Source organism: Vibrio sp. JPW-9-11-11, assembly GCF_013369335.1.
Taxonomy (GTDB): domain Bacteria; phylum Pseudomonadota; class Gammaproteobacteria; order Enterobacterales; family Vibrionaceae; genus Vibrio.
Window position 1 is genome coordinate 216,862 of the sequence record NZ_SZQJ01000009.1, and the last position, 21,290, is coordinate 238,151.

The 21,290-nt window shown below is 47.0% G+C and carries 15 protein-coding genes; 6 read left to right on the forward strand and 9 right to left on the reverse strand.

Translation table 11 applies throughout. From position 1 onward, the window contains the following. Positions 1-24 precede the first annotated feature (24 nt). Complete coding sequence (locus tag FCU94_RS13300) at positions 25-705, forward strand: HAD-IA family hydrolase (protein ID WP_176288998.1); 681 nt, start codon at positions 25-27, stop codon at positions 703-705. Positions 706-1,143: 438 nt separating this feature from the next. Here FCU94_RS13300 and FCU94_RS13305 read toward each other — a convergent pair whose 3' ends face one another. Further along, positions 1,144-1,599, reverse strand: a complete 456-nt coding sequence (locus FCU94_RS13305) for a methylglyoxal synthase (protein ID WP_176288999.1) — start codon at positions 1,597-1,599, stop codon at positions 1,144-1,146. Positions 1,600-1,611: 12 nt separating this feature from the next. Continuing rightward, on the reverse strand, positions 1,612-2,625 hold the full coding sequence (torT, locus tag FCU94_RS13310; RefSeq protein ID WP_176289000.1) for a TMAO reductase system periplasmic protein TorT: 1,014 nt from the start codon (positions 2,623-2,625) through the stop codon (positions 1,612-1,614). Positions 2,626-2,705: 80 nt separating this feature from the next. Between torT and torS the strand changes: the two genes are divergently transcribed. Both torS and FCU94_RS13320 read left to right on the forward strand, forming a co-directional pair. Continuing rightward, the gene (torS, locus tag FCU94_RS13315; RefSeq protein WP_176289001.1) at positions 2,706-5,612 is read left to right on the forward strand and encodes a TMAO reductase system sensor histidine kinase/response regulator TorS; all 2,907 of its coding nucleotides are present in this window, start codon (positions 2,706-2,708) and stop codon (positions 5,610-5,612) included. Further along, complete coding sequence (locus tag FCU94_RS13320) at positions 5,609-6,130, forward strand: GNAT family N-acetyltransferase (RefSeq protein WP_176289002.1); 522 nt, start codon at positions 5,609-5,611, stop codon at positions 6,128-6,130. The genes torS and FCU94_RS13320 overlap by 4 nt, the downstream gene beginning before the upstream one ends. Before the next feature lie 90 nt (positions 6,131-6,220). Here FCU94_RS13320 and FCU94_RS13325 read toward each other — a convergent pair whose 3' ends face one another. Next, entirely contained in the window at positions 6,221-7,369 is a 1,149-nt protein-coding gene (locus FCU94_RS13325; protein WP_176289192.1) for an iron-containing alcohol dehydrogenase, read from the reverse strand. 133 nt (positions 7,370-7,502) lie between these two features. On the opposite strand from FCU94_RS13325, the gene FCU94_RS13330 reads away from it, so the two are divergent. Further along, the gene (locus FCU94_RS13330) at positions 7,503-8,390 is read left to right on the forward strand and encodes an AraC family transcriptional regulator (RefSeq protein WP_176289003.1); all 888 of its coding nucleotides are present in this window, start codon (positions 7,503-7,505) and stop codon (positions 8,388-8,390) included. A 374-nt stretch (positions 8,391-8,764) separates the two neighbouring features. Further along, positions 8,765-11,908 (forward strand): chitinase C-terminal domain-containing protein, encoded by a 3,144-nt coding sequence (locus tag FCU94_RS13335; RefSeq protein WP_176289004.1) that lies wholly within the window; start codon positions 8,765-8,767, stop codon positions 11,906-11,908. Positions 11,909-11,973: 65 nt separating this feature from the next. Here the strand turns inward: FCU94_RS13335 and glgC are convergent, their stop codons facing one another. The 5 genes from glgC to fruB form a co-directional block, all read right to left on the reverse strand. Further along, positions 11,974-13,188 carry a glucose-1-phosphate adenylyltransferase gene (gene glgC / locus FCU94_RS13340; protein ID WP_176289005.1) on the reverse strand — a complete coding sequence of 405 codons (1,215 nt, stop codon included), beginning with the start codon at positions 13,186-13,188 and terminating at the stop codon, positions 11,974-11,976. Positions 13,189-13,342: 154 nt separating this feature from the next. After that, the gene (locus tag FCU94_RS13345; protein WP_176289006.1) at positions 13,343-15,244 is read right to left on the reverse strand and encodes a sensor domain-containing diguanylate cyclase; all 1,902 of its coding nucleotides are present in this window, start codon (positions 15,242-15,244) and stop codon (positions 13,343-13,345) included. A 197-nt stretch (positions 15,245-15,441) separates the two neighbouring features. Continuing rightward, positions 15,442-17,181, reverse strand: coding sequence for a PTS fructose transporter subunit IIBC (gene fruA / locus FCU94_RS13350; RefSeq protein ID WP_176289007.1), 1,740 nt, complete (start codon positions 17,179-17,181; stop codon positions 15,442-15,444). A 19-nt stretch (positions 17,182-17,200) separates the two neighbouring features. Beyond that, positions 17,201-18,175: a 1-phosphofructokinase gene (gene pfkB / locus FCU94_RS13355; RefSeq protein ID WP_176289008.1), complete on the reverse strand. Its 975-nt coding sequence runs from the start codon at positions 18,173-18,175 to the stop codon at positions 17,201-17,203. A 9-nt stretch (positions 18,176-18,184) separates the two neighbouring features. Continuing rightward, entirely contained in the window at positions 18,185-19,321 is a 1,137-nt protein-coding gene (fruB, locus tag FCU94_RS13360; protein ID WP_176289009.1) for a fused PTS fructose transporter subunit IIA/HPr protein, read from the reverse strand. Between the two features lie 345 nt (positions 19,322-19,666). Here fruB and cra point away from each other — a divergent pair, with 345 nt between their 5' ends. Further along, the gene (cra, locus tag FCU94_RS13365) at positions 19,667-20,644 is read left to right on the forward strand and encodes a catabolite repressor/activator (RefSeq protein ID WP_255199270.1); all 978 of its coding nucleotides are present in this window, start codon (positions 19,667-19,669) and stop codon (positions 20,642-20,644) included. 41 nt (positions 20,645-20,685) lie between these two features. Here cra and FCU94_RS13370 read toward each other — a convergent pair whose 3' ends face one another. Next, positions 20,686-21,204: a hypothetical protein gene (locus FCU94_RS13370; RefSeq protein WP_176289011.1), complete on the reverse strand. Its 519-nt coding sequence runs from the start codon at positions 21,202-21,204 to the stop codon at positions 20,686-20,688. Positions 21,205-21,290 lie beyond the last annotated feature (86 nt).

The following is a 21,290-nucleotide window of genomic DNA, read 5'->3' on the forward strand; positions in this document are numbered from 1 at the left end:
ACTGCAACTGATAAGGTAAGTCAAATGAATGAGCCTCAGACCAAATGTGTAATATTCGATTGTGATGGAACTTTGGTTGACAGCGAAAGACTCTGTTGTTTGGCCTTGTGTGCCACGTTTAAGCAATTTGGGGCCACTCTGACAATGGACCAAGCGGTAAAACATTTTGAGGGTGGCAAGCTGGCTGATATTCTCAGTTCTACCTCACAACGTCTTGGAGTGCAGGTCTCGCTTGACAAGCTTGAACCAGTTTATCGCCAGTTGTTAGATGACTTATTTGCTCAACAGCTCAAACCCATGGATGGCGTGTTTGAGCTGCTTGAATTTCTGATTCAACACAACATTGAATACTGTGTTGCATCAAATGGACCTAAGGTAAAAATTCGCCGAAGCCTTGAACTGACAGGGCTCCTACCATATTTTGAAGGGCGGATTTTCTCCGCATTTGACACCAATAGTTGGAAGCCTGAACCTGACTTAGTTCTGTATAGCGCGATGTCCATGGGGTTTACTACTGATGAGTGTCTCTACATAGATGATACGCCGAAAGGGTTGGAAGCGGGGATTCGCGCAGGGGTAAAAACAGTGCAGTTACGCGGACTGAACGACAAAGGCCACGCCAGCGCAAGTCAAAGTTTCGATGACCTACACCAGTTAAAAGATTGGCTTTCTCAGTCTAGTGATATTGCAATCCAACAAATGTGATCGATTCAGTGCCATGACTTAAGCTTGGAGATAGGGGAGTAATTTGAGTTACCGACTCAAAAAACGAGCCGCATTCGGCACACAACATGTTGTCACTCTCCGATAGCAAGTATTCTTGGCTGCCGCATAGCGGACAACAGAGTGTTGGCTGTTCATTTAGATTTGTTTTCATAGTAATTTCTCAGCAGCAAAGCAATATTTAAATCGTTATGTAATTATTCTGGTGCCAAACATCGACGAGAGCACCTTAATCCCTTAATTGGACTAAAACCATTCTATCTTAGTCTAATAAGGACCGGGATTTGAGATTTGCGTGAAGAATTACTCAAGAATGGGAAGCAATTCATAGATTAACGAATGCTTATGTATGTGGGCACCATAGAAAGAAAATAGTGAGAAATCGATATAACGCCCGCACACGAGGCGGGCGTGGACAGTTTAGGTGCGCTTAGCTAAATAAGCTTCATAGTCCGGTATCTCAATTTCTACTTCTTGATTCATTAGGTCAGATTCGATGATGAATTTTGCCGTCGCGCGGTTGGTGGCGACGGGGATATTCCATACACTGGCGATCCTTAATAGCGCTTTGACATCTGGATCGTGAGGGACGGCATTTAGCGGGTCCCAAAAGAAGATCAGAGCGTCAATTTTGCACTCGGATATCATGGCGCCAAGTTGTTGATCGCCCCCCATAGGACCACTGATCATGCTTTTTATCGCAAGGCCCGTTTCTTTACTCAACATGCTACCCGTTGTTCCGGTTGCGAAAAGAAAATGCCCTTGGAGTTTTTCTTTGTTCTCTTTTACCCAGCGCAGTAGCTCTGGTTTATAGTTATCATGCGCGACCAAAGCAATATGCTTATGAGATGGTAGAGTACGAGTTGTTTTTTCCATTAAAGATAGTTCCTAATTGTTTTCGTTATAAATATAAAATGTGGGACGATATTCTGAGGGCGAAAGAGAGTTAGCAATGACCTCAGGAGATAGTTGAGTAGGAGTTAACGGCTCAATTATTGGCGCTTGAACATGTTCATAGGGTTGGTTGCGCAAATAGCGGACAGCTTGCTTAACGGACAAGCGGCCTTGAAGAACCATCTTATCACTTGGCGCAAACTCAATACGATTACGCAGTAGCCCGCGATAGACTCCATGACTTAAGTAGGTTGAAATTAAACCAATCTGTTGCTGTTTACCACTGCTTCTCAGCTCACTGACCGCCGCTTCTATCGCCACCGCACTTCCAACGATATATTGGACATCAGATTGTTCAATAACTTGCTGAACAAGGTTACGCTGTAACTCTTTATCATTATCCGCCCAGTAGGTTTCTTTGATCTCGATGTCACTATTTTGAATTGCCGAGTAGAAACCTTGAATGACAGGTTTGGTACCACCGCTAGACTTAGGCCCAGGTAATAGCGCGATCTCAACAATGCCGCTGCCTTTGGGGTGTTTCTTTTTGAGATACTCACCGGCGTAGTAGCCCATCCAATACCAGTCGACGCCGACTTCGCCTTTAACGACCGATTGATTTTCTTGGTCGGTAATCAGCTTATTAACCGTGGCAAACACCGGTGTCTGATTGACTTCATATTTGAGTGATTGAGCGTAAAGGTCGGGAGCCACAGTACCAAGAATGATAGCGTCAGCTTGCCATTCGGTGCATAGCTCCAACTGCTCTCTTTGCTTATCGAGGTTAGGGTAGCCACCCGCTTCCAATACGCGCAAATCTACCCCTTGAACTCGCGCTTCATCCACCATGCCGTAATTGACGGATAACCAATAGGAATCTTTTAAGTGTGGATAGACGGCGCACAGGCGTTCGACCTGCTGCCCAACAGCCCTCGGCGTTATTGATATCGCGAAAATGGCGGCGATAGCGAGCCAAGCAGGGTTTTTCAGTGTGAAGATCAAAGGCATGCAGTAATTCGTTGGTAAAGGCAATACAAACACTGCAAAATATAGCGCATTATCGAATAGTTAAGAAGTGATGAATCTCAATGTTGCTTGCTAAAGCCAGTATCGGGCGTAAGTTATTACTGGCATTTCTAGCTATGGCTCTACTCGTACTGACATCAGCGTCGATCGGTGTTTCTGGCTTTAGCTCCGTGGCGAAAACCGAGCGTAATGTAGTCAACTCTGCAATCCCGTCGATGCTCGAAGCTCGCCAAGTTTCTGAGTTGAGTTCAAAGATAATCTCGTCAGTGCAAACCTTATCGAATGCAAAGACCGAAGCGCAGCGCCAGCAATCAGGCAAAGAGCTCTTTACTCAGCTTGAGTCTCTACTCGATCATATTAAGCGACTTGGGTCTGACGCGTTTGATGCTGAGCTGTTGGGTCGTTTGGAAAGCAACGTTCAAAGCGTTATTGATACCTTAGCCCAGTTGGGAATTGCCGTTGAGCAGAGGCTGTTACTCAATCAAGATTTAGCCCTACAAACAGAAGCGTTGCGCCGGTTGGCGCAAGAGTTGGAGCAATTGACGCGAACTCAGGTTGCCAACACCTCTACGATCGCGGTGGCTAATGTGACTCACATTTATTCGCTGCTTGACCAACAAGACCTCTCTCAAGCTTACCAAGCGTTAGATACGCTGGTGGAAGTCGATCTCGATCTTGCCGAGCGGTTGCACGAATTTCACTTGTTGGCGTTTAAACTGCTTAATTACATCGAAGAATCGCGCACGGTGTCTGACATTAACCGGATTACCACCATTCGCGATGAGTTTAACCAACATCTCACAATTATGAATCGGCGTGTGAACGCGGTAGAAGATCCCACTCGATCAATGCAGATGGTAGCGTTACTGCAGCGCATTCAAGAGCGCTCAGACGTGTTTGATACGCTTATTAAACGCCATCAGAATGAACGCTCCGCCCAACAATTAATGCAAAATACTCTTACTCAGTTCTCTGCCTTGAATACGACCGTGAACAAGTTAGTCGATGAGTCAAACCTGGCTACGACACGTGCTGTCGAGGCGCTCAAAACAACGCTCGAATACGCTCAACTAACCCTAACTATCATCACATTGCTTGGTATGGTTATCGTGGTGTTTATTGTTTGGAAAGTGGTGTATGTGTCGGTGGTTAAGCGTCTTGCTGAATATTCGTCGGCTTTAATGTCTATCGCAAAAGGTCAGTTGCAGGTTGAGATAAACGCCGAAGGCAACGATGAACTTGCTCATATGGGGCAAGCGATCATTACTGCTCAGAACACAGCGAAAGCGCTAAAAGTGGTCGCAGAGAGTGAAACCCAAGCCAAGCGAGAGCTGCAAGAGCACAAAGAACATTTAGAAGAACTGGTAGCACAGCGTACAGAGCAGTTACAACAAACGAATCTGCGTTTAAATGAAGAAGTGGCAAATCATGCCGAAGCGAGGGTGGCCGCAGAACAAGCGAGCAAAGCGAAAACCGCATTCCTTGCGACCATGAGCCATGAAATTCGTACCCCGATGAACGGGGTACTTGGTACTGCACGGCTACTCAAAGATACTGAACTGAATACTCAGCAACGTCATTATGTTGATGTGATTAATCGAAGCGGTACCAACCTCCTTGCGATTCTTAATGATGTGCTCGATTATTCGAAAATTGAGGCAGGGCATATGGCAATTAGGCCGGTCAATTTTAATCTCCACGCCATGGTTGATGATACGTTGCAGTTGATGACAGGAAAGGCCAACGAAAAGTCGCTTGAGCTCAGTTGCGTGATTGAGAGTGACGTTGACAAGTTTTGGTATGGTGACGTCACCCGAATCAGCCAAGTGCTTAATAACTTAGTGGGAAATGCGGTTAAGTTTACCGACAGCGGTTATGTCGACTTGTATGTTGCCAACGATCCTAACCGCTCCCAATGGGTCTGTTTTGAAGTGTCTGATTCTGGCATTGGCATCGCCGCCGACGCTCTACCAACACTGTTTGACGCCTTCACTCAGGCTGGGCCTTCTCAAGCCTGTAAGGGGGGGACGGGGTTGGGGCTTGCGATCAGCAAGCGTATCCTTGATGCGATGGACGGTGAAATTACGGTTGAATCTGAACTCAACAAAGGCAGCCGTTTTTGGTTTTCTATCCCGCTTGAACAGGGTGAGGTGATAGAAGAAGCCGAAATCTCTCAAGATTGCAGCGTCAAAGCTCGAGTCTTGCTGGTTGAAGACAATCCGGTTAACTGTATGGTCGCAGAAGGGTTTCTTAACAGTTTGGGCCACCAAGTTGTCACTGCCGTGAATGGGGCAGAGGCAAAACAGGCGTTTTTAACCCAAGCGTTTGATATTGCGTTGCTTGACATCAATTTGCCAGACTGTAACGGTGTAGAGCTGCTAAAAGAGCTCAAACGGTGTGCAAAACAACAGGAAGTGAATCACGGTATTCCGTTAGTCGCGATATCCGCTCATGTTTACAATGAAGAGGTGGCCAGTTATCTGTCTGCTGGATTTGATGGTTACCTTCCTAAGCCCGTTGACAAAGAGGCGTTGCGGCATTTGATCCAAAGTCGTCTGGAGGGGAAGCCTTTATTGTTGGCGCAACAAAGCGACCAAGCATTGGATAAGAGCGCCGTTTCGACACACCAAGTGATTAACTCAGCGCTGGTACTGGCCGACCTTGAGGTGTTGGGTATAGAAAAGATGCAAGACATCGTGGCGTTATTTGATCAAGGAGCTGAACAAATCTTATTGCAGCTTGTGCAAGCTTATGAGCAAAATGATGCATCACAGATCAAACAATTAAGCCATAAATTGAAAGGCTCTGCTGGCAGTTTGGGGTTAGATGCGCTGTTTCAAGTGTGTTTGAGCATCGAACAGTCGGCGCAGCCAATTCAGTGTTATTGGGACCAGCGCCAAGCACTTATAGATAACGTCACCGCTGCTCAGCGAGCGTTGACCACTTTAATAGAAAGAGAGGGCAAATGAATTACCTAGAATCAGAACAGTTGCAAATGAAAGCGTTGACTGAGCAAGATTGGCCTCTTTTCCAACGCTTGCATCAAGACGATGAGGTGATTCGTTACGCTTTTGATCAACCCAGTGTCGAGGAGATCCGCCAACGGTTTGAATCTCGTTTGCCTACGTGGAATTGGCCAGACAAGCACTGGTTATGCTTAGTAATCCGTGAAAAACAAAGTGGACAGGCGGTTGGAGTTACAGGGCTTTGTATTGCAGAGCAAGATAAGCAACAGGTAGAAGTGGGTTACTTACTGCTACCCGAGCATCATGGTAAAGGATATGGTACCGAGTCTCTGATTGCCCTAATAGAGCATGCAACTCACAATCTGCCTATCAGCGCCGTTAACGCAATTGTCACAGATGGCAATATTGCATCGTGCAAAGTGTTAGAAAAAGCCGGTTTCACACTCAGAGAGCGTGAAAAAGATGCGTATCAGATTGGCGGCCGTTACTACGATGATCTTATTTATCGCTATCAGGTCTAATCATTCTTGCTGGAGCCATGTTGGCTCATGGGTCGACGAAACACACAAAAAAGCAGCTTGCGCTGCTTTTTTATTACCGACGGGTTTAGTCTAGGCGATTGCCAACTCTAAGATTTTGCGGCTTTGCTCTAGGTCAATGGCTTGATTTTCACCCAGTGCAACCATGCCATGTTGTTCTAGTTGCTTAACCACTGAATTAACAGCGTGTTGTTTATCTCCTTGGTAGTCACTGAACTGTACCTGAACCCCCAACGATAAATAAAACGCCTCAATGGCCTTAATAGTTTCTTCGGCGAGGTTATCAGACTGAGCCAAACCAAACACGTTTTGTCCCATTTGTTCGAGCTTCGCCTTCTTAACCGCGAACTGATTACGTAGCAGTGAAGGTTGAACAATCGCGAGTGAGCGAGCATGGTCGACGCCCCAAAGCGCGGTAAACTCGTGACCAATCATATGCGTTGCCCAGTCTTGCGCTACACCAGACCCAATTAAACCGTTTAATGCTTGGTTGGCGGTCCACATAAGGTTGGCACGCCACTGATCATTGTCGCGTTGATCGAACTGATCGGCTAAAGTCTTGAGGTTTTTCAGCAGCGTTTCTGCGTAACCGTCTTGCACCATCGCACCATGAGGCACGGTCAAATATTGTTCGCAAACGTGAACCCAAGCATCAACTAGGCCATTCACCAGTTGCTTTTCAGGGAGTGTTTTCATCACATCCGGGTCCATGATCGCGAACTTTGGTTGGACGTGCGGCGTCATGAACGGCAGTTTATCGTGTGTTTCTGCTTTCGTGATCACAGCGCCCATATTCGACTCAGAGCCAGTCGCAGGTAAGGTCAGAATGGCGCCGAGTGGCACTGCTGACGTCACTTGGTGTTGACCGACCATAATGTCCCAGCCATCGCCATCATATTTAGCCGCCGCTGCCACATACTTTGAACCATCAATAACGGAACCACCACCTACTGCAAGAATAAAATCGATGCCTTGCTCTTTCACAATGGCAACCGCTTTATCAAGTGTCTCTTTAGTTGGGTTGGGTTCTACACCGGAAAATTCCGTCCACTGATGATTGGCTAAGGCTTGGGTGACCTGGTCGTAAACGCCATTACTTTTGATTGAACCGCCACCGTAAATGACCAATACTTTTTGATCGACTGGCACGGCACTTTCTATGGCTTTGATCTGGCCTTGGCCGAAATGAATTTGAGTAGGGTTTACGTAGGAAAATTGCATCATTGATTGCCTCTTATTTCCGTGTAGGAACATTGTGTTCATATTTCATTGTGCATATTAGTATTGACAATGGGCCAAATAAAGGTCAATTTCTCCTTTAATCATGCCTAATTCTATTTTTATGGTGGTCAGTGTGTCATTAGCCTGTTGGATGCAACTTTATGTAGAACAAAACAACCTTGAGCAGTTAGAAGGCGTAACCAAAACGGCGATTGATGGTGTTCATTTCTATCGCAGTAGTAAAGGAAATCAGCGTCATCCGTTTGTTTATCAATCAGGCGTGATTGTACTTGGTCAAGGGACGAAGAATATTTATTTGGGCAATGAGCCAGTGCGCTATGGCCCCGATGATTATCTTGTCGTTGGGGTTCCTATGCCATTGGAATGCGAAGCCATTGCTGAAAATGGACAACCCTTGCTGGGATTAAGTATTGATATTGATACCTACGTATTACATCGACTAGTGAATCAACTCCAAAGCCAAGCGGACTACCCCATATGCGACAATCATGGTGCGTGTTCTGGGTTAAAATCCGTGGCAATGGATAATGATATGCTCGATGTTTGCCAGCGGCTTATGAAAGCATTATGTCATCCAATCGAAGCCTCGATTCTCGGGACAAACTTGATGGAAGAGCTGACACTGCGCGCCTTAATGAGCAAAGAAGGGCATGTGTTGTTTGAGCTTGCACGCCACGAAGGTCATTACGCTAGAGTGGCAAAGGCACTGGAGTATTTACATCAAAACTATACGCAGACGGTTACCGTGCAAGACTTAGCGCAAAGCGCGAATATGAGCATTTCAGCCTTTCACAACGCGTTTCGCAGTGTAACGTCGGCGTCACCAATACAATATATTAAGAAAGTTCGCCTCAATAAAGCGCGAGAACTGATTCAACTCGAGGGATTAAAGGTTGGTGATGCAGCGCGCTTGGTTGGGTACAATAGTACCTCACAGTTCTCGCGTGAGTTCAAACGTCATTTTAACGCGACACCAACGGAAAATAACTGGAGCAGTTAAACGAGGAAATGCTATTTAACATTATTTACAGTGTTTTTCCTGGGTAATTTCAGTAGTATGAACAAAGAGAATTATTCTCGTTTCCCCTGTAGGAGACTTAGTCACTCTCCTCAAAAAAAAGCCTCTCTTATCTTTCGATAGAGAGGCTTTTTTTTAATGAAAGAATTAAATCGTTTTTTAGTTATCGATACAAAATAAGTGTGATGTTGTTGCAAGCCTGATCAACCGACTTGCGAGGCATTTTGGATTATAACGATTCTTTACGTGTCATTTCTACGATCTTATCTAAGGTTATTTCACGAAGTGTTTTAAGTGCTTAATTCTAATTGAGCACAATTTAATACGTATAAACAATAACTTAAGGATACGGTAATATGCACAAAGCGAAGGCAAATGCAGCAAAACGAGTTTTTACACTCAGTACGCTCAGCGCATCGTGTTTAATGGCGTTTAATAGTTATGCAGCGGTAGACTGCTCGAGCATGAACAGTTGGCAAGCTAGCACCATTTACAACACAGGTGATCAGGTCGAGCACTTAGGCCAGGGTTATCAGGCTAACTATTGGACTCAGGGCAACGATCCGGAAATAAGCTCCGGAGATTGGGCGCACTGGTCAGAACTTGGAAGCTGTGACACCGGCGCAGTTAACGAGGCGCCCAGTGTATCACTCGTCTCTCCTTCGGCTAATGACCTCATCACTGAGGGCGAGCTTGTCACCATTAGCGCAAGCGCCGCGGATAGTGATGGCGAGGTAGTTAATGTCGAGTTCTTAGTCGATGGCGCAGTGGTTGCGCAAGTTTCGAGCGCTCCGTACTCCTCGATATGGACTGCAACTGCTGGTGATCACCAAATTAGCGCTATTGCTATCGATGATAAAGGGGCAAGAAGCGTTGTCAGCAGTGTCAACATTGGGGTAGATAGCAGTACGCCAGGGAATGTAGCACCCGCTGTTGACGTCACATTGTCAAGCAACACGGTAGACATCGGCGGCGTGGTTACACTCAGTGCCAATGCGACCGATAGCGATGGTAGTATCGAAAAGGTAGATTTCTACATTAGCGGAAACTTAGTCGGCACGGTAACCACTGAACCATATCGTCTTGACTACACAACAACACAGGCCGGCAATCTCTCAGTATCAGCGAAAGCAACAGATAACCTCGGTGCGAGTTCCACTTCAGCGTCGGCCAGTCTGACCGTCAATGGGCTACCAACCGTGGCTAGCTGTCGCCCTGATGGCCTCTACCAAACGGAAGGGGTTGATGTTCCTTACTGTACGACGTATGACGAACAAGGTCGCGAAATGATGGGAGCCGACCACCCAAGACGTGTCATTGGTTACTTTACCAGTTGGCGTGCAGGTGACGACCCACAAGCAGCTTACTTGGTGAAAGACATTCCTTGGGAACAGCTTACTCATATTAACTATGCGTTCGTCGGTATTGGTCCTGACGGTAAAGTCAATCTAGGCGATGTGACCGACCCCAACAATGCGGCGACCGGTAAAGAGTGGCCAGACGTTGAAATCGACCCGTCTCTCGGGTTTAAAGGTCATTTTGGTGCACTGGCGACCTACAAGAAACGTTATGACGTAAAAACACTCATCTCAATTGGCGGTTGGGCTGAAACCGGTGGGCATTTTGATGCGAATGGTAATCGCGTGGCTGATGGTGGTTTCTACACCATGACGACCAATGCTGACGGTTCAATCAATCATGCAGGGATAGAAAAGTTTGCCGCGTCTGCCGTCGAAATGATGCGCACCTATCAGTTTGACGGCCTGGATATCGACTACGAGTATCCAACATCGATGGCAGGGGCAGGTAACCCATACGATAAAGAGTTTATGGAGCCTCGTCGCCAATACTTGTGGGCTTCTTATCAAGAGCTGATGAAGGTGCTGCGTGAAAAACTCGACGCCGCTTCAGCACAAGATGGACAGCACTACATGCTAACCATCGCAGCGCCGTCATCAGGTTACTTATTGAGAGGTATGGAAACATTTGATGTCACCAAGTACCTCGATTACGTGAACATTATGTCCTACGACTTGCACGGAGCTTGGAATGATCACGTTGGTCACAACGCTGCTTTATACGATACAGGTGAAGATTCAGAGCTAGCGCAATGGAATGTATATGGAACCGCAGCGTACGGCGGTATTGGCTACCTCAATACTGATTGGGCTTATCACTACTTCCGTGGCTCTATGCCTGCAGGACGCATCAATATCGGCGTACCGTATTACACCCGCGGATGGCAGGGTGTGACAGGTGGAACCAATGGTCTCTGGGGACGCGCGGCGCTCCCTGATCAGACGCAGTGTCCAGAGGGAACAGGTGAAGGAGAGAAGAACAACTGTGGCAACGGCGCAGTGGGTATCGATAACATGTGGCATGATACGGATCCGAAAGGCAATGAGATGGGCGCAGGCTCTGGTCCAATGTGGCATGCTAAAAACCTTGAAAAAGGAATCTTTGGCTCTTATGCCTCCGCATACAAACTTGACCCAGTCAATGATCCTGATGATCGATTGGTGGGCAGCTACCAGCGCCACTATGACAGCGTTGCAGTCGCCCCTTGGTTGTGGAATGCGGAAAAAGGCGTGTTCCTCTCAACCGAAGATGAAGCTTCTATTGCAGTGAAAGCCGACTATGTTATCGATAAAGAGATTGGCGGCATCATGTTCTGGGAGCTCGCAGGTGACTACAACTGTTATGTGCTCGACGAAAATGGCCAACGCGGTGCGGTCGATACCAGCGAGCAGGCGTGTAATAGTGGTAATGGTGAATACCATATGGGTAATACCATGACCAAAGCGATTTACGACAAGTTTAAGTCTGCGGTGCCGTATGGCAATAAGGTAGCAACAGGGGCAATACCGAATGAGACAGTAGACATTGCGGTTTCCATCGGTGGCTTTAAAGTGGGCGATCAGAACTATCCGATTAATCCAAAAATCACCTTTACCAATAACACAGGTCAAGCGATTCCAGGGGGAACCGAGTTCCAGTTCGATATTCCTGTTTCGGCACCAGATAATGCCAAAGATCAATCTGGAGGCGGGCTCACGGTCATCGCATCAGGTCACACTCGCGCGAACAATATTGGCGGCCTAGATGGCACCATGCACCGTGTGGCGTTCAGCTTACCTGCGTGGAAATCCCTTCCTGCTGGTGGAACGTATGAGCTCGACATGGTCTACTACTTGCCTATTTCTGGACCTGCCAATTACTCTGTGAACATTGATGGTGTGGATTACGCGTTTAAGTTTGAACAGCCTGACTTACCGCTTGCCGACCTCGGTTCTGGCAGTGGTAATAGCGGTGGCGATAACGGCGGCGACACGGGAGGTGGCTCTGGTACAGTCACACCATGGCAGCCAGGCACTACTCAAGCGGTGAATGGTGATATTTATTCATACAATGATAAGTGTTTCATTGCTAAAAACAGTCCTGGAGTTTGGGAGTCGCCAACCCAATCGAACTGGTTCTGGGAAGAAGTGACTTGTCCTTAACTCATTGATAGTAAGTAGATGATAGCAAAAAGCCTTGAGATCTCTCTCAAGGCTTTTTTATAGGATTAAAACTGATAGCTTTCTGGCACGACGACGATGCCGTTCTCAGAAATATGGAAGCGCTTGGCATCTTCTGCGGGATTGAGGCCAATTTCAGTATAAGCAGGAAGCTTAACGTGTTTATCTATAATGCAGTTGACCAACTTGCACCCTTCACCCACTTCGACGCCGCCAAAGATAATGCTGTCGACTATGGTGGCACTATCATTGATCGTCACATTTGATGAAATGATCGAATGCTGTACTGAGCCCCCCGAGTTAATCACGCCACTTGCTATCATTGAGTTGATAAAAATGCCCTCATTACCTGTGGCCGACGACACGGTGCGTGCAGGGGGAAGCTGTGCTTCATAGGTTCGAATGCCCCAATCCGGTTGGTAAAGATTCATTGGCGGCATCGGTTCGAGCAAGTCCATGTTGGCTTGATAGAATGAGTCAATAGTCCCGACATCTCGCCAGTAGCAGTCACGTGCAACGCGTCCTCGGTCAGAGCAAAAGTTATAGGCATATACCTGCTGTTCATCGATCAGTTTAGGGATAATGTCGTTGCCAAAATCATGCGATGACTGAGCGTTATTAGCATCGTCTCGAAGGACTTTTTGTAGTGTTTCCATTTCGAATATATAGATACCCATCGAGGCCAAACTTTGATCTTGGTTGCTGGGCATGGGCTCTGGGTTAGCGGGCTTTTCGCTAAACGTCCTGACACGCTGGTTATCGTCAATAGAGAGTACACCAAAAGCACAAGCCTCTTGCCTTGGAACGGCCATTGACGCGATGGTCAGATTTGCATTGGTTTCGATATGGGCTTTTAACATTTCGGCGTAGTCCATACGGTAGATGTGGTCGCCGGATAGGACGATGACGTGTTTGGCATCACTGCGCTCAAGTAGCCATAAATTGTGATAGATAGCGTCGGCGGTCCCTTCGTACCATTTGCCTCCTCCGCGCATTTGGGGCGGAACCACCGTGATGAACTCACCGAGTTCAGGATTAAAAATAGACCATCCGTCGCGTAGGTGTTTTTGTAGTGAGTGCGACTTGTATTGAGTAAGAACAAGGATTTGGCGTAAACCTGAGTGAAGGCAGTTGGTGAGGGTAAAATCGATAATGCGATACTTGCCCCCAAATGGTACAGCGGGTTTGGCACGATCATCAGTAAGGGGGCTTAATCGTGAACCCATACCACCGGCGAGGATCACGGTGAGAACGTCTTGCATTGGAATCTCCATATAGCGCGTCGGGAATACGTAGGTATTAAGCTTAGTTCAAGAAATGCGCCAACTACAAAACAACGTGCGAATAAGGACTTAGCGAAGTAGGTGAGGTGAAATGTGATATTTTGGTGCGCCGCTGAGTGCAGGCGCACCAGATTTATGCAATGGAGTCAGCTTCGTTGACCGATAGCGTGGAGACTTGATTGCGGCCCAGAGTTTTTGACTCATATAGTGCAATATCGGCACGTTTGTAGGTCGCTTCTGGCGATCCGGATATTTCCGTTAGGCCCGCACTCACCGTGATATTCAGTTCGCTCTCTAGGTTGATTGCTATACGAATGCGGTTCAGTACAGACTCAGCTTCACGCAACTCAGTGTGAGGCATAATGATGGCAAACTCTTCTCCGCCTATTCGAGCGACCAAATCGGTTTCTCTTAAGTGGTATTTAAGGGAACGCGCGACGTCTTTAATGACGTCGTCACCTTTATCGTGTCCATACTTATCGTTGATACGTTTGAAATAATCGATATCAATCAAGCCCAGCGTGGCGGTTTCGTGTTTGCGATAACGGCGTATGCGAGAGGTTTGGGTTTGCATTTCTGAATCAAACTTACGTCGATTCCAAAGCGAAGTCAGCGGATCTTTTTCGCTCAACTCGCGCAGTCTGTCTTCGAGCTCTTTTCGGTGAGAGATATCGACAAACGAGGCGACATAAAATTGAATGGTTCCGCGACCATCTTTGACCGTTTGAATACGAAGAATTTCGGTAATTAGCGATCCATCGCGCCGTTTATTAATGACTTCCCCTTCCCATAAACCTTGCTCTTCGAGTACTTTCCACATTTTCATGTAGAACTCTTGTTGGTGCCGACCAGAGGCAAAAACAGAAGGCGGCTTACCTTTGACGTCTTCAAGGGTGTAGCCACTGACCCGCGTAAACTCACTGTTGACTTGGATAATTCGGTTGTTTCTATCAGTGATAACCACCGCTGACATACCATTCATCGCAGCGCGGGCAATTTTGCTGTCTAGGCTATTTTTCACATGGTTATGATTCCAGGCGACAAATGTAAAAGTGAGCAGAAATAGGATAATGAGAATAAAGCTCGCTTGAATGTAAAGATCACGGCTTTCCATGTCGGTAAAAGCCTGTGCGGTCGCTAGATCAGTGGCGATGAAGAACGTCAGCTTTTCAATGTTTTCAATATTGTCGAATGTGGCGTTAGTAAATGACAACCAATGGTCGCCAGTGCGGAAAGTACCGGAGTCTTGCCGTTGAATCTGTTGCCAAAGCATAGGGAATTGGTTGGCGATATTATGTTGCTGATTGGCCGCGACGAGATGCCCCATAATGCCGTCATTGGTCGGAGACATAATATAAAAGCCATCTTTATTGACAATATTTGGCAGGTAGTCGACGTTCCGTTTGTAAGCTAAGCCGCGGTAAATACGTGGCAAATCGAGATTGGCAATGAAGTAGCCAAGCCTTTGACCGTTTAACGCAATAGGGTAAATCACTCGGTAAGCTGGAGTGAGCGGGGTGGTGATTTGTCCATGTTCTGACTCTAGATCAATGCCAAATTCACCCACTTCGGTGTTGGTCAGTGTTTGCGCGTACTTAAAGTAGTTTCGATCGCCTTTGTACTGCAGTTGACCAGGTTCCACGATTTCAGCAAAACCTTCCTTACTGTTAATTCGCACGATTTCCATGCCTTGAGCGTCAATAAATCTCAGGTGTGAGTAGTAGCCTTGCGTGCGAACGATCAACATCCAAAAATCTTGTAATGCGTCGATGTTCTCTTTGGTTGGTTCTGACAGTGCTTTGTTGAGCATGCCATTGTTAGACAAATAGTTTAACGACGTCGAGACTTTAGCGAGAGAGGCTTGAAGCTCCGCTTTGGCGTATTCGAGTTTGTTACGATTTAACTGCTCGACATATTGCTCAGTTTTAGCCTCTAACTGACCAAACTGAGTGTAAAAATAGAGAAAAGGAACAAACGCCAGCGCTGAAAATACAACGAGGAATTGAACAATAAGCTTTGAACTGCGTCTATTCATTATCAGGTCTTCAACATCCTTGGCGACAATATCTCGGCCAATATAGCGGAACATTGGGCGCTTTGCAGTGAGCATAATTGAATAGTGTGGCCTTAAGCAACTGATTTTATTTGGAAGACAGAGCTATAGTCAGAGATAACAAAAAAAGCACCTTCGTAGTGAAGGTGCTTGAGCCAATCATCGGGGGACGAGGCAAGTTAAACGGTTGCAGCAGTGGCTTGCTTCGCGTCAGCTTTATTTTTAATTAGCGCATAGACAAAGCCAGTTACAGCAGTACCTGCAGCTATAGCGACTAAGTACATGACGACTGGAGTAATTGCGTTCGGGATCAGTAGGACAAACAGACCGCCGTGGGGAGCCATCAACTTAGCGCCGAACAACATAGATAGGGCTCCAGTTAATGCGCCACCTGCCATACACGCAGGGATAACGCGCATAGGATCTTTGGCTGCAAATGGGATAGCACCTTCAGAGATAAAGCAGAGACCGAGAACAAATGACGCTTTACCTGCTTCACGCTCGCTTTGGTCAAACTTGTTCTTCGCGATGAATGTCGCTAATCCCATTCCTAGCGCAGGCACCATACCCGCTGCCATGATTGCTGCCATTGGTGCGTAAGTCTGAGAAGCCAACAAGCCGACACCAAACGCATAAGCTGCTTTGTTCACTGGGCCACCCAGGTCAAAACACATCATCGCACCCAACAATACACCAAGTAGAACAGCACTGTCTGAACCCATGTTGTTTAGGAACTCAGTTAAGCTGTTCATAATGCCAGAGACAGGACCGCCTACGATGTAAATCATCACCAGGCCGGTAAACAGCGTCGCGACAAAAGGAATGATCAGGATAGGTTTGAGCGCTTCCATTGACTGAGGTAACGTTACTTTTTCAGCAAGCAACTTGGCTGCGTAACCGGCGATAAAGCCTGCAGCGATACCACCGAGGAAGCCTGCACCAGTTGAGCTAGCAAGCATGCCACCGACCAAACCTGGGGCCAAGCCTGGGCGATCAGCAATAGAGAAAGCGATGTAACCCGCTAGAACGGGGATCATCAACGCAAACGCAGAGCCGCCGCCTATTGTCATCAGAGCGGCAGCCAATGTGCCTTCTTCCTTAAATGCTTCGATACCGAACACAAAAGAAAGCGCGATGATAAGACCACCGGCCACTACGACGGGCAACATGTGAGAGACGCCGGTCATTAGGTGCTTGTAGGCGCCTTTTTTCTCGTCACTGCTGGCCGAGCTTGTGTTGCCGGTGTGCTGATATATCGTCGCGAGTTCGAAAGCATTGTCGATTTCTTGCGCGGTTTTCTTTAATGCAGGCCCCGTTTTGGTGCGATACATTTTTTTGCCATTAAAGCGGTCTAGTGGAACTTCAATGTCGGCCGCAATGATGACCAAATCTGCCTCCGCAATGTCTTGTTCGGTGAGCTGATTTTTAGCGCCAACAGACCCACGGGTTTCGACTTTGATTTGATGACCACGTCGCTTACCTTCTTCTTCCAGTGCCTCGGCGGCCATAAATGTGTGCGCGACACCTGTTGGGCACGCAGTGATTGCGACAATTTTTTTACCGGTCGCGTCAGTTTCTCGAGCGCTTGGTTGTAGGGTAGTGGCTTGTTCAAGTAGTACGGCCTCATTGACCGCCTGCTGTAAAAAAGCGCTTGGATCGGCAATGACTGATTCAATCTCTGCTTGATACACTTTTTTACCAATGAAACGGTTAGTCTCTACCCGGCAGTTTGCAGCGATAATAATCGCTTGCGCTTGGTCAATGTGATCTTGAGTAAGATGTTGTGGTTCGACGACCGTTGATTGGCATTCAATCACCGCATTCCAACCCAAAGATTCCGCCGCTTTTTCAAGTAGTCCGGCGGCTAACAGACTATTCGCCACGCCACTTGGGCAGGCGGTAACAATCGCAATATTCATACTGGTAACCCTTTGTCCTTTAGTTTCCGTTATCATTTTTTGCTTGTTCAAGTTTTACAACTTGGGTTTCAAGCGTGATTCGTTCCAGTTCTTGCTGACTGGTTACTCCCACGCCTACCTGATTTACTGCTAGAGCCGACAGTGCGGTGGCAAAGCGAAGTAATTCAATTTTTTCCAGGTTCTGCATATGTCCCCAACACAACCCGGCAACTAATGTATCGCCTGCACCAACGGTGCTAACCACTTCCATTCTTGGAGGTTGTGCACGAAGCCATTGGCCTTGGTGGAGCCACATCACTCCGTCGGCACCCATAGAGACGACGATGTTTTCAATGCCCGATTGATTAAGCTGCTGCGCGGCGTTTTGGCACTGCTCAGGCGTAGTTAACTCTTCTCCAACGAGGTCACTAAGCTCTTCGTCATTGGGTTTAATTAACCAAGGTTTGGCTTCAATCCCAGCGCGCAGCGCGGCTTTACTGCTATCAAACAACACTTTTTTTCCAAGTGTGTTTAAGTGTGCGATCCATGCAGCATATTGATGTGGAGAAACCCCTAGCGGGAGACTACCGGCAAACACGAAATAGTCATGGGATTGGGCTAGGCGATACAGTGTCTCTTCAAATTGAGCGATTGCCTGCGCACTTACGTGGACACCGGGAAAGTTAATATCGCTGACTTGACCGTTTGACTCGACCAGTTTGACGTTGATTCGCGTTGCCCCGTCAACCTCAACAAATTCGTTTTCTGCTCCGATTTGGCAAAAGAGCTGTTGGAACAGCTCGGGGTTGTCTTTACCCAAGAATCCGGTGACCGTGACTTGTGCGCCCAGGTCGCAGAGTACTTTTGCAACATTGACGCCTTTGCCTGCCGCGTGAAGGTTACTCTGTTCAACTAAACTCACACTGCCAAGGTTAATAGACTCAACGTTACCGGTGAGATCGAGAGCAGGGTTAAGAGTGACGGTTACAACCCGTTTTGTCGTTAGATTGCTCATTGTGTCCCCTTAACTTTCACCTAAACCAGCATTAATCGCGCAACCAATTGATTCCAGTGCTTGAGCCGCATCGTGACCTTCGGCGGTAAACTGCAGCTGATGGCCATGTTTGACGCCCAAAGCAATCACCTTCATTAGGCTTTTCGCGTTCACAGGTTTGCCATCACCATCTAAGTTGGCCACCCGGATACTCGACTCAAACTTCTTCGCTTCGGCTACCAACATAGCGCCAGGACGAGCGTGTAAACCATGAGCATTTTTGATTTTAAACACAGCCGATTGGTCACCAGTTGCTGGTGTACTCGTGGCAATAGTTTGCTCAGTTAGAAGCTCAATCAATCGTTCCGCTGTGGCGTCGACAAGTGTGTCTTGCTGCTGTAGATAAATAAGGTCAGTAATGCGCTTTAGAATGGCAAGGTGTGCGTTGTTGCAAGCAGAGAAAGCAATCAACGCTCGTACTTTGTTCCCTCTATGTTGACAATCATTATTGGTTGATACAAAAGAGAGACCGGTGCGCAACACATGCTGATCACTACCGACCAACCAAAGGCCTTTACCTAAGTGGGTCGGCTCTTTAGTCACCAAATCTGCAACAAAACCGCTTTCAGCACACCCAGTGTTTTTGAGTAATCCACCCGCTACCGCCGCCATTTGTATCATGTCGCTGGCAGGGAACTGGAGCTGGATCAATGAAGGATCGAAGTCGACGTCCAACTGAACTTCGCCATTAAGTAGCGCAATGATTTGCTCCTCGGTTTTGGCATCACGAAGGCGTTGTTCAATCCCGTCGGAACTCAATACTTTGGTCAGTTGTTTTAAAATACCCAAATGTTCATCGGATTTTGCTGCGATACCAATCGCGAGATAAACCGTTTGGCCGTCACCCCAGTCAACCCCTTGAGGGAAATGGTGTATCGCCACGCCTGTGGTATTGACTTGATCTCGAGTGTCAGTCGTTCCGTGAGGGATTGCGATACCATTGCCAAGATATGTCGAGTTTTGATTCTCACGGTTTAACATGCCGTCTACATAGCCAGGTTGCACCAACTTTAGAGAGGCAAGGCTCTGTGCGATGTTCTTAATTGCATCGATTTTATTACTGGCCGATTGCGATAGTGTGATATCGCGTGAATTGATTTTAAGCATGGGGCTCTCCAGCTTGATAATAATTGTTCGATCGATTGCTCGACTTAAGCAAATCACTTACTGCTGATTAACGACGCAATTGTCATTGTTTAGTGCAACTGAATCGATTCAGCAAAAAGTTAAAATATATTGGAATCAGCAGTTCTACTCATTCTCGCCTCTACAATCTCAGTTCAGAGAGAGGGCGCTAAGCAAAAATGGGCCTATAGTTGACCACCTTCACTTTTTGAACTCTTGCTGAATCCTTTCAGCTTTTATACTGAATCGTTTCAGCGTATAATTCAACTCCAGCTTGGATCATTTGCTTTGTTCTATGATCCGGCGCACAGAACAAAGGTTGAAGAAATGACTCTGGATGAAATCGCGAAACTTGCTGGTGTGTCGAAAACGACAGCCAGTTACGTCATTAATGGCAAAGCGCAGAAGTATCGAATCAGTGAGAAAACACAGCGTAAAGTCATGGCTGTAGTGGATGAGCACAATTACCGTCCTGATTTAGCTGCGAGTACATTGCGTGTGGGGCAGAGCCGCTCATTTGGATTAGTTATTCCTGATCTCGAAAACACCAGTTATGCTCGCTTAGCCAAACTTCTCGAACAGAACTCACGTTCAGCTGGCTATCAAATATTGATTGGATGTTCAGATGATGAACCAGATACAGAAAAGCAGGTGGTTCATGCATTGATCAGTCGTAAAGTGGACGCACTGTTTGTCGCGAGTGTTATACCAGGTGCTAGCGACTACTATTTAGCGCTACAAGATAAAGGTACGCCAGTAATCGCACTCGACCGCCCGTTAGATGACGAACATTTTTCATGTGTACTAAGTGAAGATTTCAGTGGTGCGCTCGAACTGACAGAATCTGTACTCAGCAATAGCGTGAACACGGTTGGCCTCATCGGTGCGTTACCTGAACTGAATATTTCAAAAGAGCGGGAGTTGGGCTTTAAGTCTGCCGCCGAAAGTGCCTGCGTTGTAACGCAAATCAGTTACGGGGAGCATTTTAATCGGGAGAATGGTAAACAAGTATTTGAACGTTGGTGCGAGGAAGGCAGAGTGCCCGATGCCATTGTAACGACATCTTATACTCTGCTTGAAGGTATTTTAGATGTATTAGCCAAAAAACCGCACCTTATGCCTAAGCTGAAGTTGGCGACATTTGGTGACAACCGTTTACTCGACTTTCTGCCAACGAAAATTAACTCGCTACCGCAACAGTTTGAACTTATTGCCGATAGTGCCATGGAGCTCGCGTTGAATGCTACTGCTAAGCGTTATAAACCGGGGATTGAACTGATACCAAGAAAAATTATCGTACGTTAAGGCAAACGTCCCGCCATGTGGCGGGACTGACGCGAACTATTTTAGAATTGAAAACGTGCTGACATAGTGATTTGTGGGCCATACAGGCCGTTGTTGCGCGTTTCTGCTGAGAGAGAAAGCTGGGAAGTCGAATGGAAACGTACGCCAGCGTGGAAAACTGAAGCGTCTTCGTTGCGTCCTACGCGCCCGGTCACTTCGAGTTGATCGGCTAACCAAACACGGCCGCCAACATTGATTTCAGCTCGAGTTTCACTGCCACCGCCAGATTCTCTGTCGAATCTGACTCGGTGAATCAGTAACTGACCATAAATGTCTGCAAACTGATTGATAGGACCATTGAAGCCAATTCCACCCGCTAAGTCGTAATCTTTATCAAATTGGCTGTCAGCACGAAAGACAAAGTGTGAGTTTTCGGTAAAGTAAGTACTGAACTCGGCCCCAAAAGTCTCGGGCCCCATTGCCGTGCGGAACTCTAGGTAATTATAGTTAAAGTTGTTCGCTTGAACGCTTCCACTGAACCCAACAAAGGCGAGGGCACTGGCCAAGATGATCTTTTTCAAAGTGGTCTCCGACTGGCAATAAAAAATTGACTAAAAATTTGGCTTGCAATAAACAAGCCAAATGATAACGCAATCAGAGAGTAAAA

Excerpts from the sequence above, each read along its gene's own strand:
- fruA (WP_176289007.1), bottom strand. The coding sequence starts at position 17,181 with ATGAATATTGCGATTGTTACCGCCTGCCCAAGTGGCGTGGCGAATAGT.
- torT (WP_176289000.1), bottom strand. The coding sequence starts at position 2,625 with ATGCCTTTGATCTTCACACTGAAAAACCCTGCTTGGCTCGCTATCGCC.
- torS (WP_176289001.1), top strand. The coding sequence starts at position 2,706 with ATGTTGCTTGCTAAAGCCAGTATCGGGCGTAAGTTATTACTGGCATTT.
- fruB (WP_176289009.1), bottom strand. The coding sequence starts at position 19,321 with ATGCTTAAAATCAATTCACGCGATATCACACTATCGCAATCGGCCAGT.
- FCU94_RS13335 (WP_176289004.1), top strand. The coding sequence starts at position 8,765 with ATGCACAAAGCGAAGGCAAATGCAGCAAAACGAGTTTTTACACTCAGT.
- pfkB (WP_176289008.1), bottom strand. The coding sequence starts at position 18,175 with ATGAGCAATCTAACGACAAAACGGGTTGTAACCGTCACTCTTAACCCT.
- FCU94_RS13345 (WP_176289006.1), bottom strand. The coding sequence starts at position 15,244 with ATGAATAGACGCAGTTCAAAGCTTATTGTTCAATTCCTCGTTGTATTT.
- FCU94_RS13325 (WP_176289192.1), bottom strand. The coding sequence starts at position 7,369 with ATGCAATTTTCCTACGTAAACCCTACTCAAATTCATTTCGGCCAAGGC.
- cra (WP_255199270.1), top strand. The coding sequence starts at position 19,667 with ATGACTCTGGATGAAATCGCGAAACTTGCTGGTGTGTCGAAAACGACA.
- FCU94_RS13320 (WP_176289002.1), top strand. The coding sequence starts at position 5,609 with ATGAATTACCTAGAATCAGAACAGTTGCAAATGAAAGCGTTGACTGAG.
- FCU94_RS13305 (WP_176288999.1), bottom strand. The coding sequence starts at position 1,599 with ATGGAAAAAACAACTCGTACTCTACCATCTCATAAGCATATTGCTTTG.
- FCU94_RS13300 (WP_176288998.1), top strand. The coding sequence starts at position 25 with ATGAATGAGCCTCAGACCAAATGTGTAATATTCGATTGTGATGGAACT.
- glgC (WP_176289005.1), bottom strand. The coding sequence starts at position 13,188 with ATGCAAGACGTTCTCACCGTGATCCTCGCCGGTGGTATGGGTTCACGA.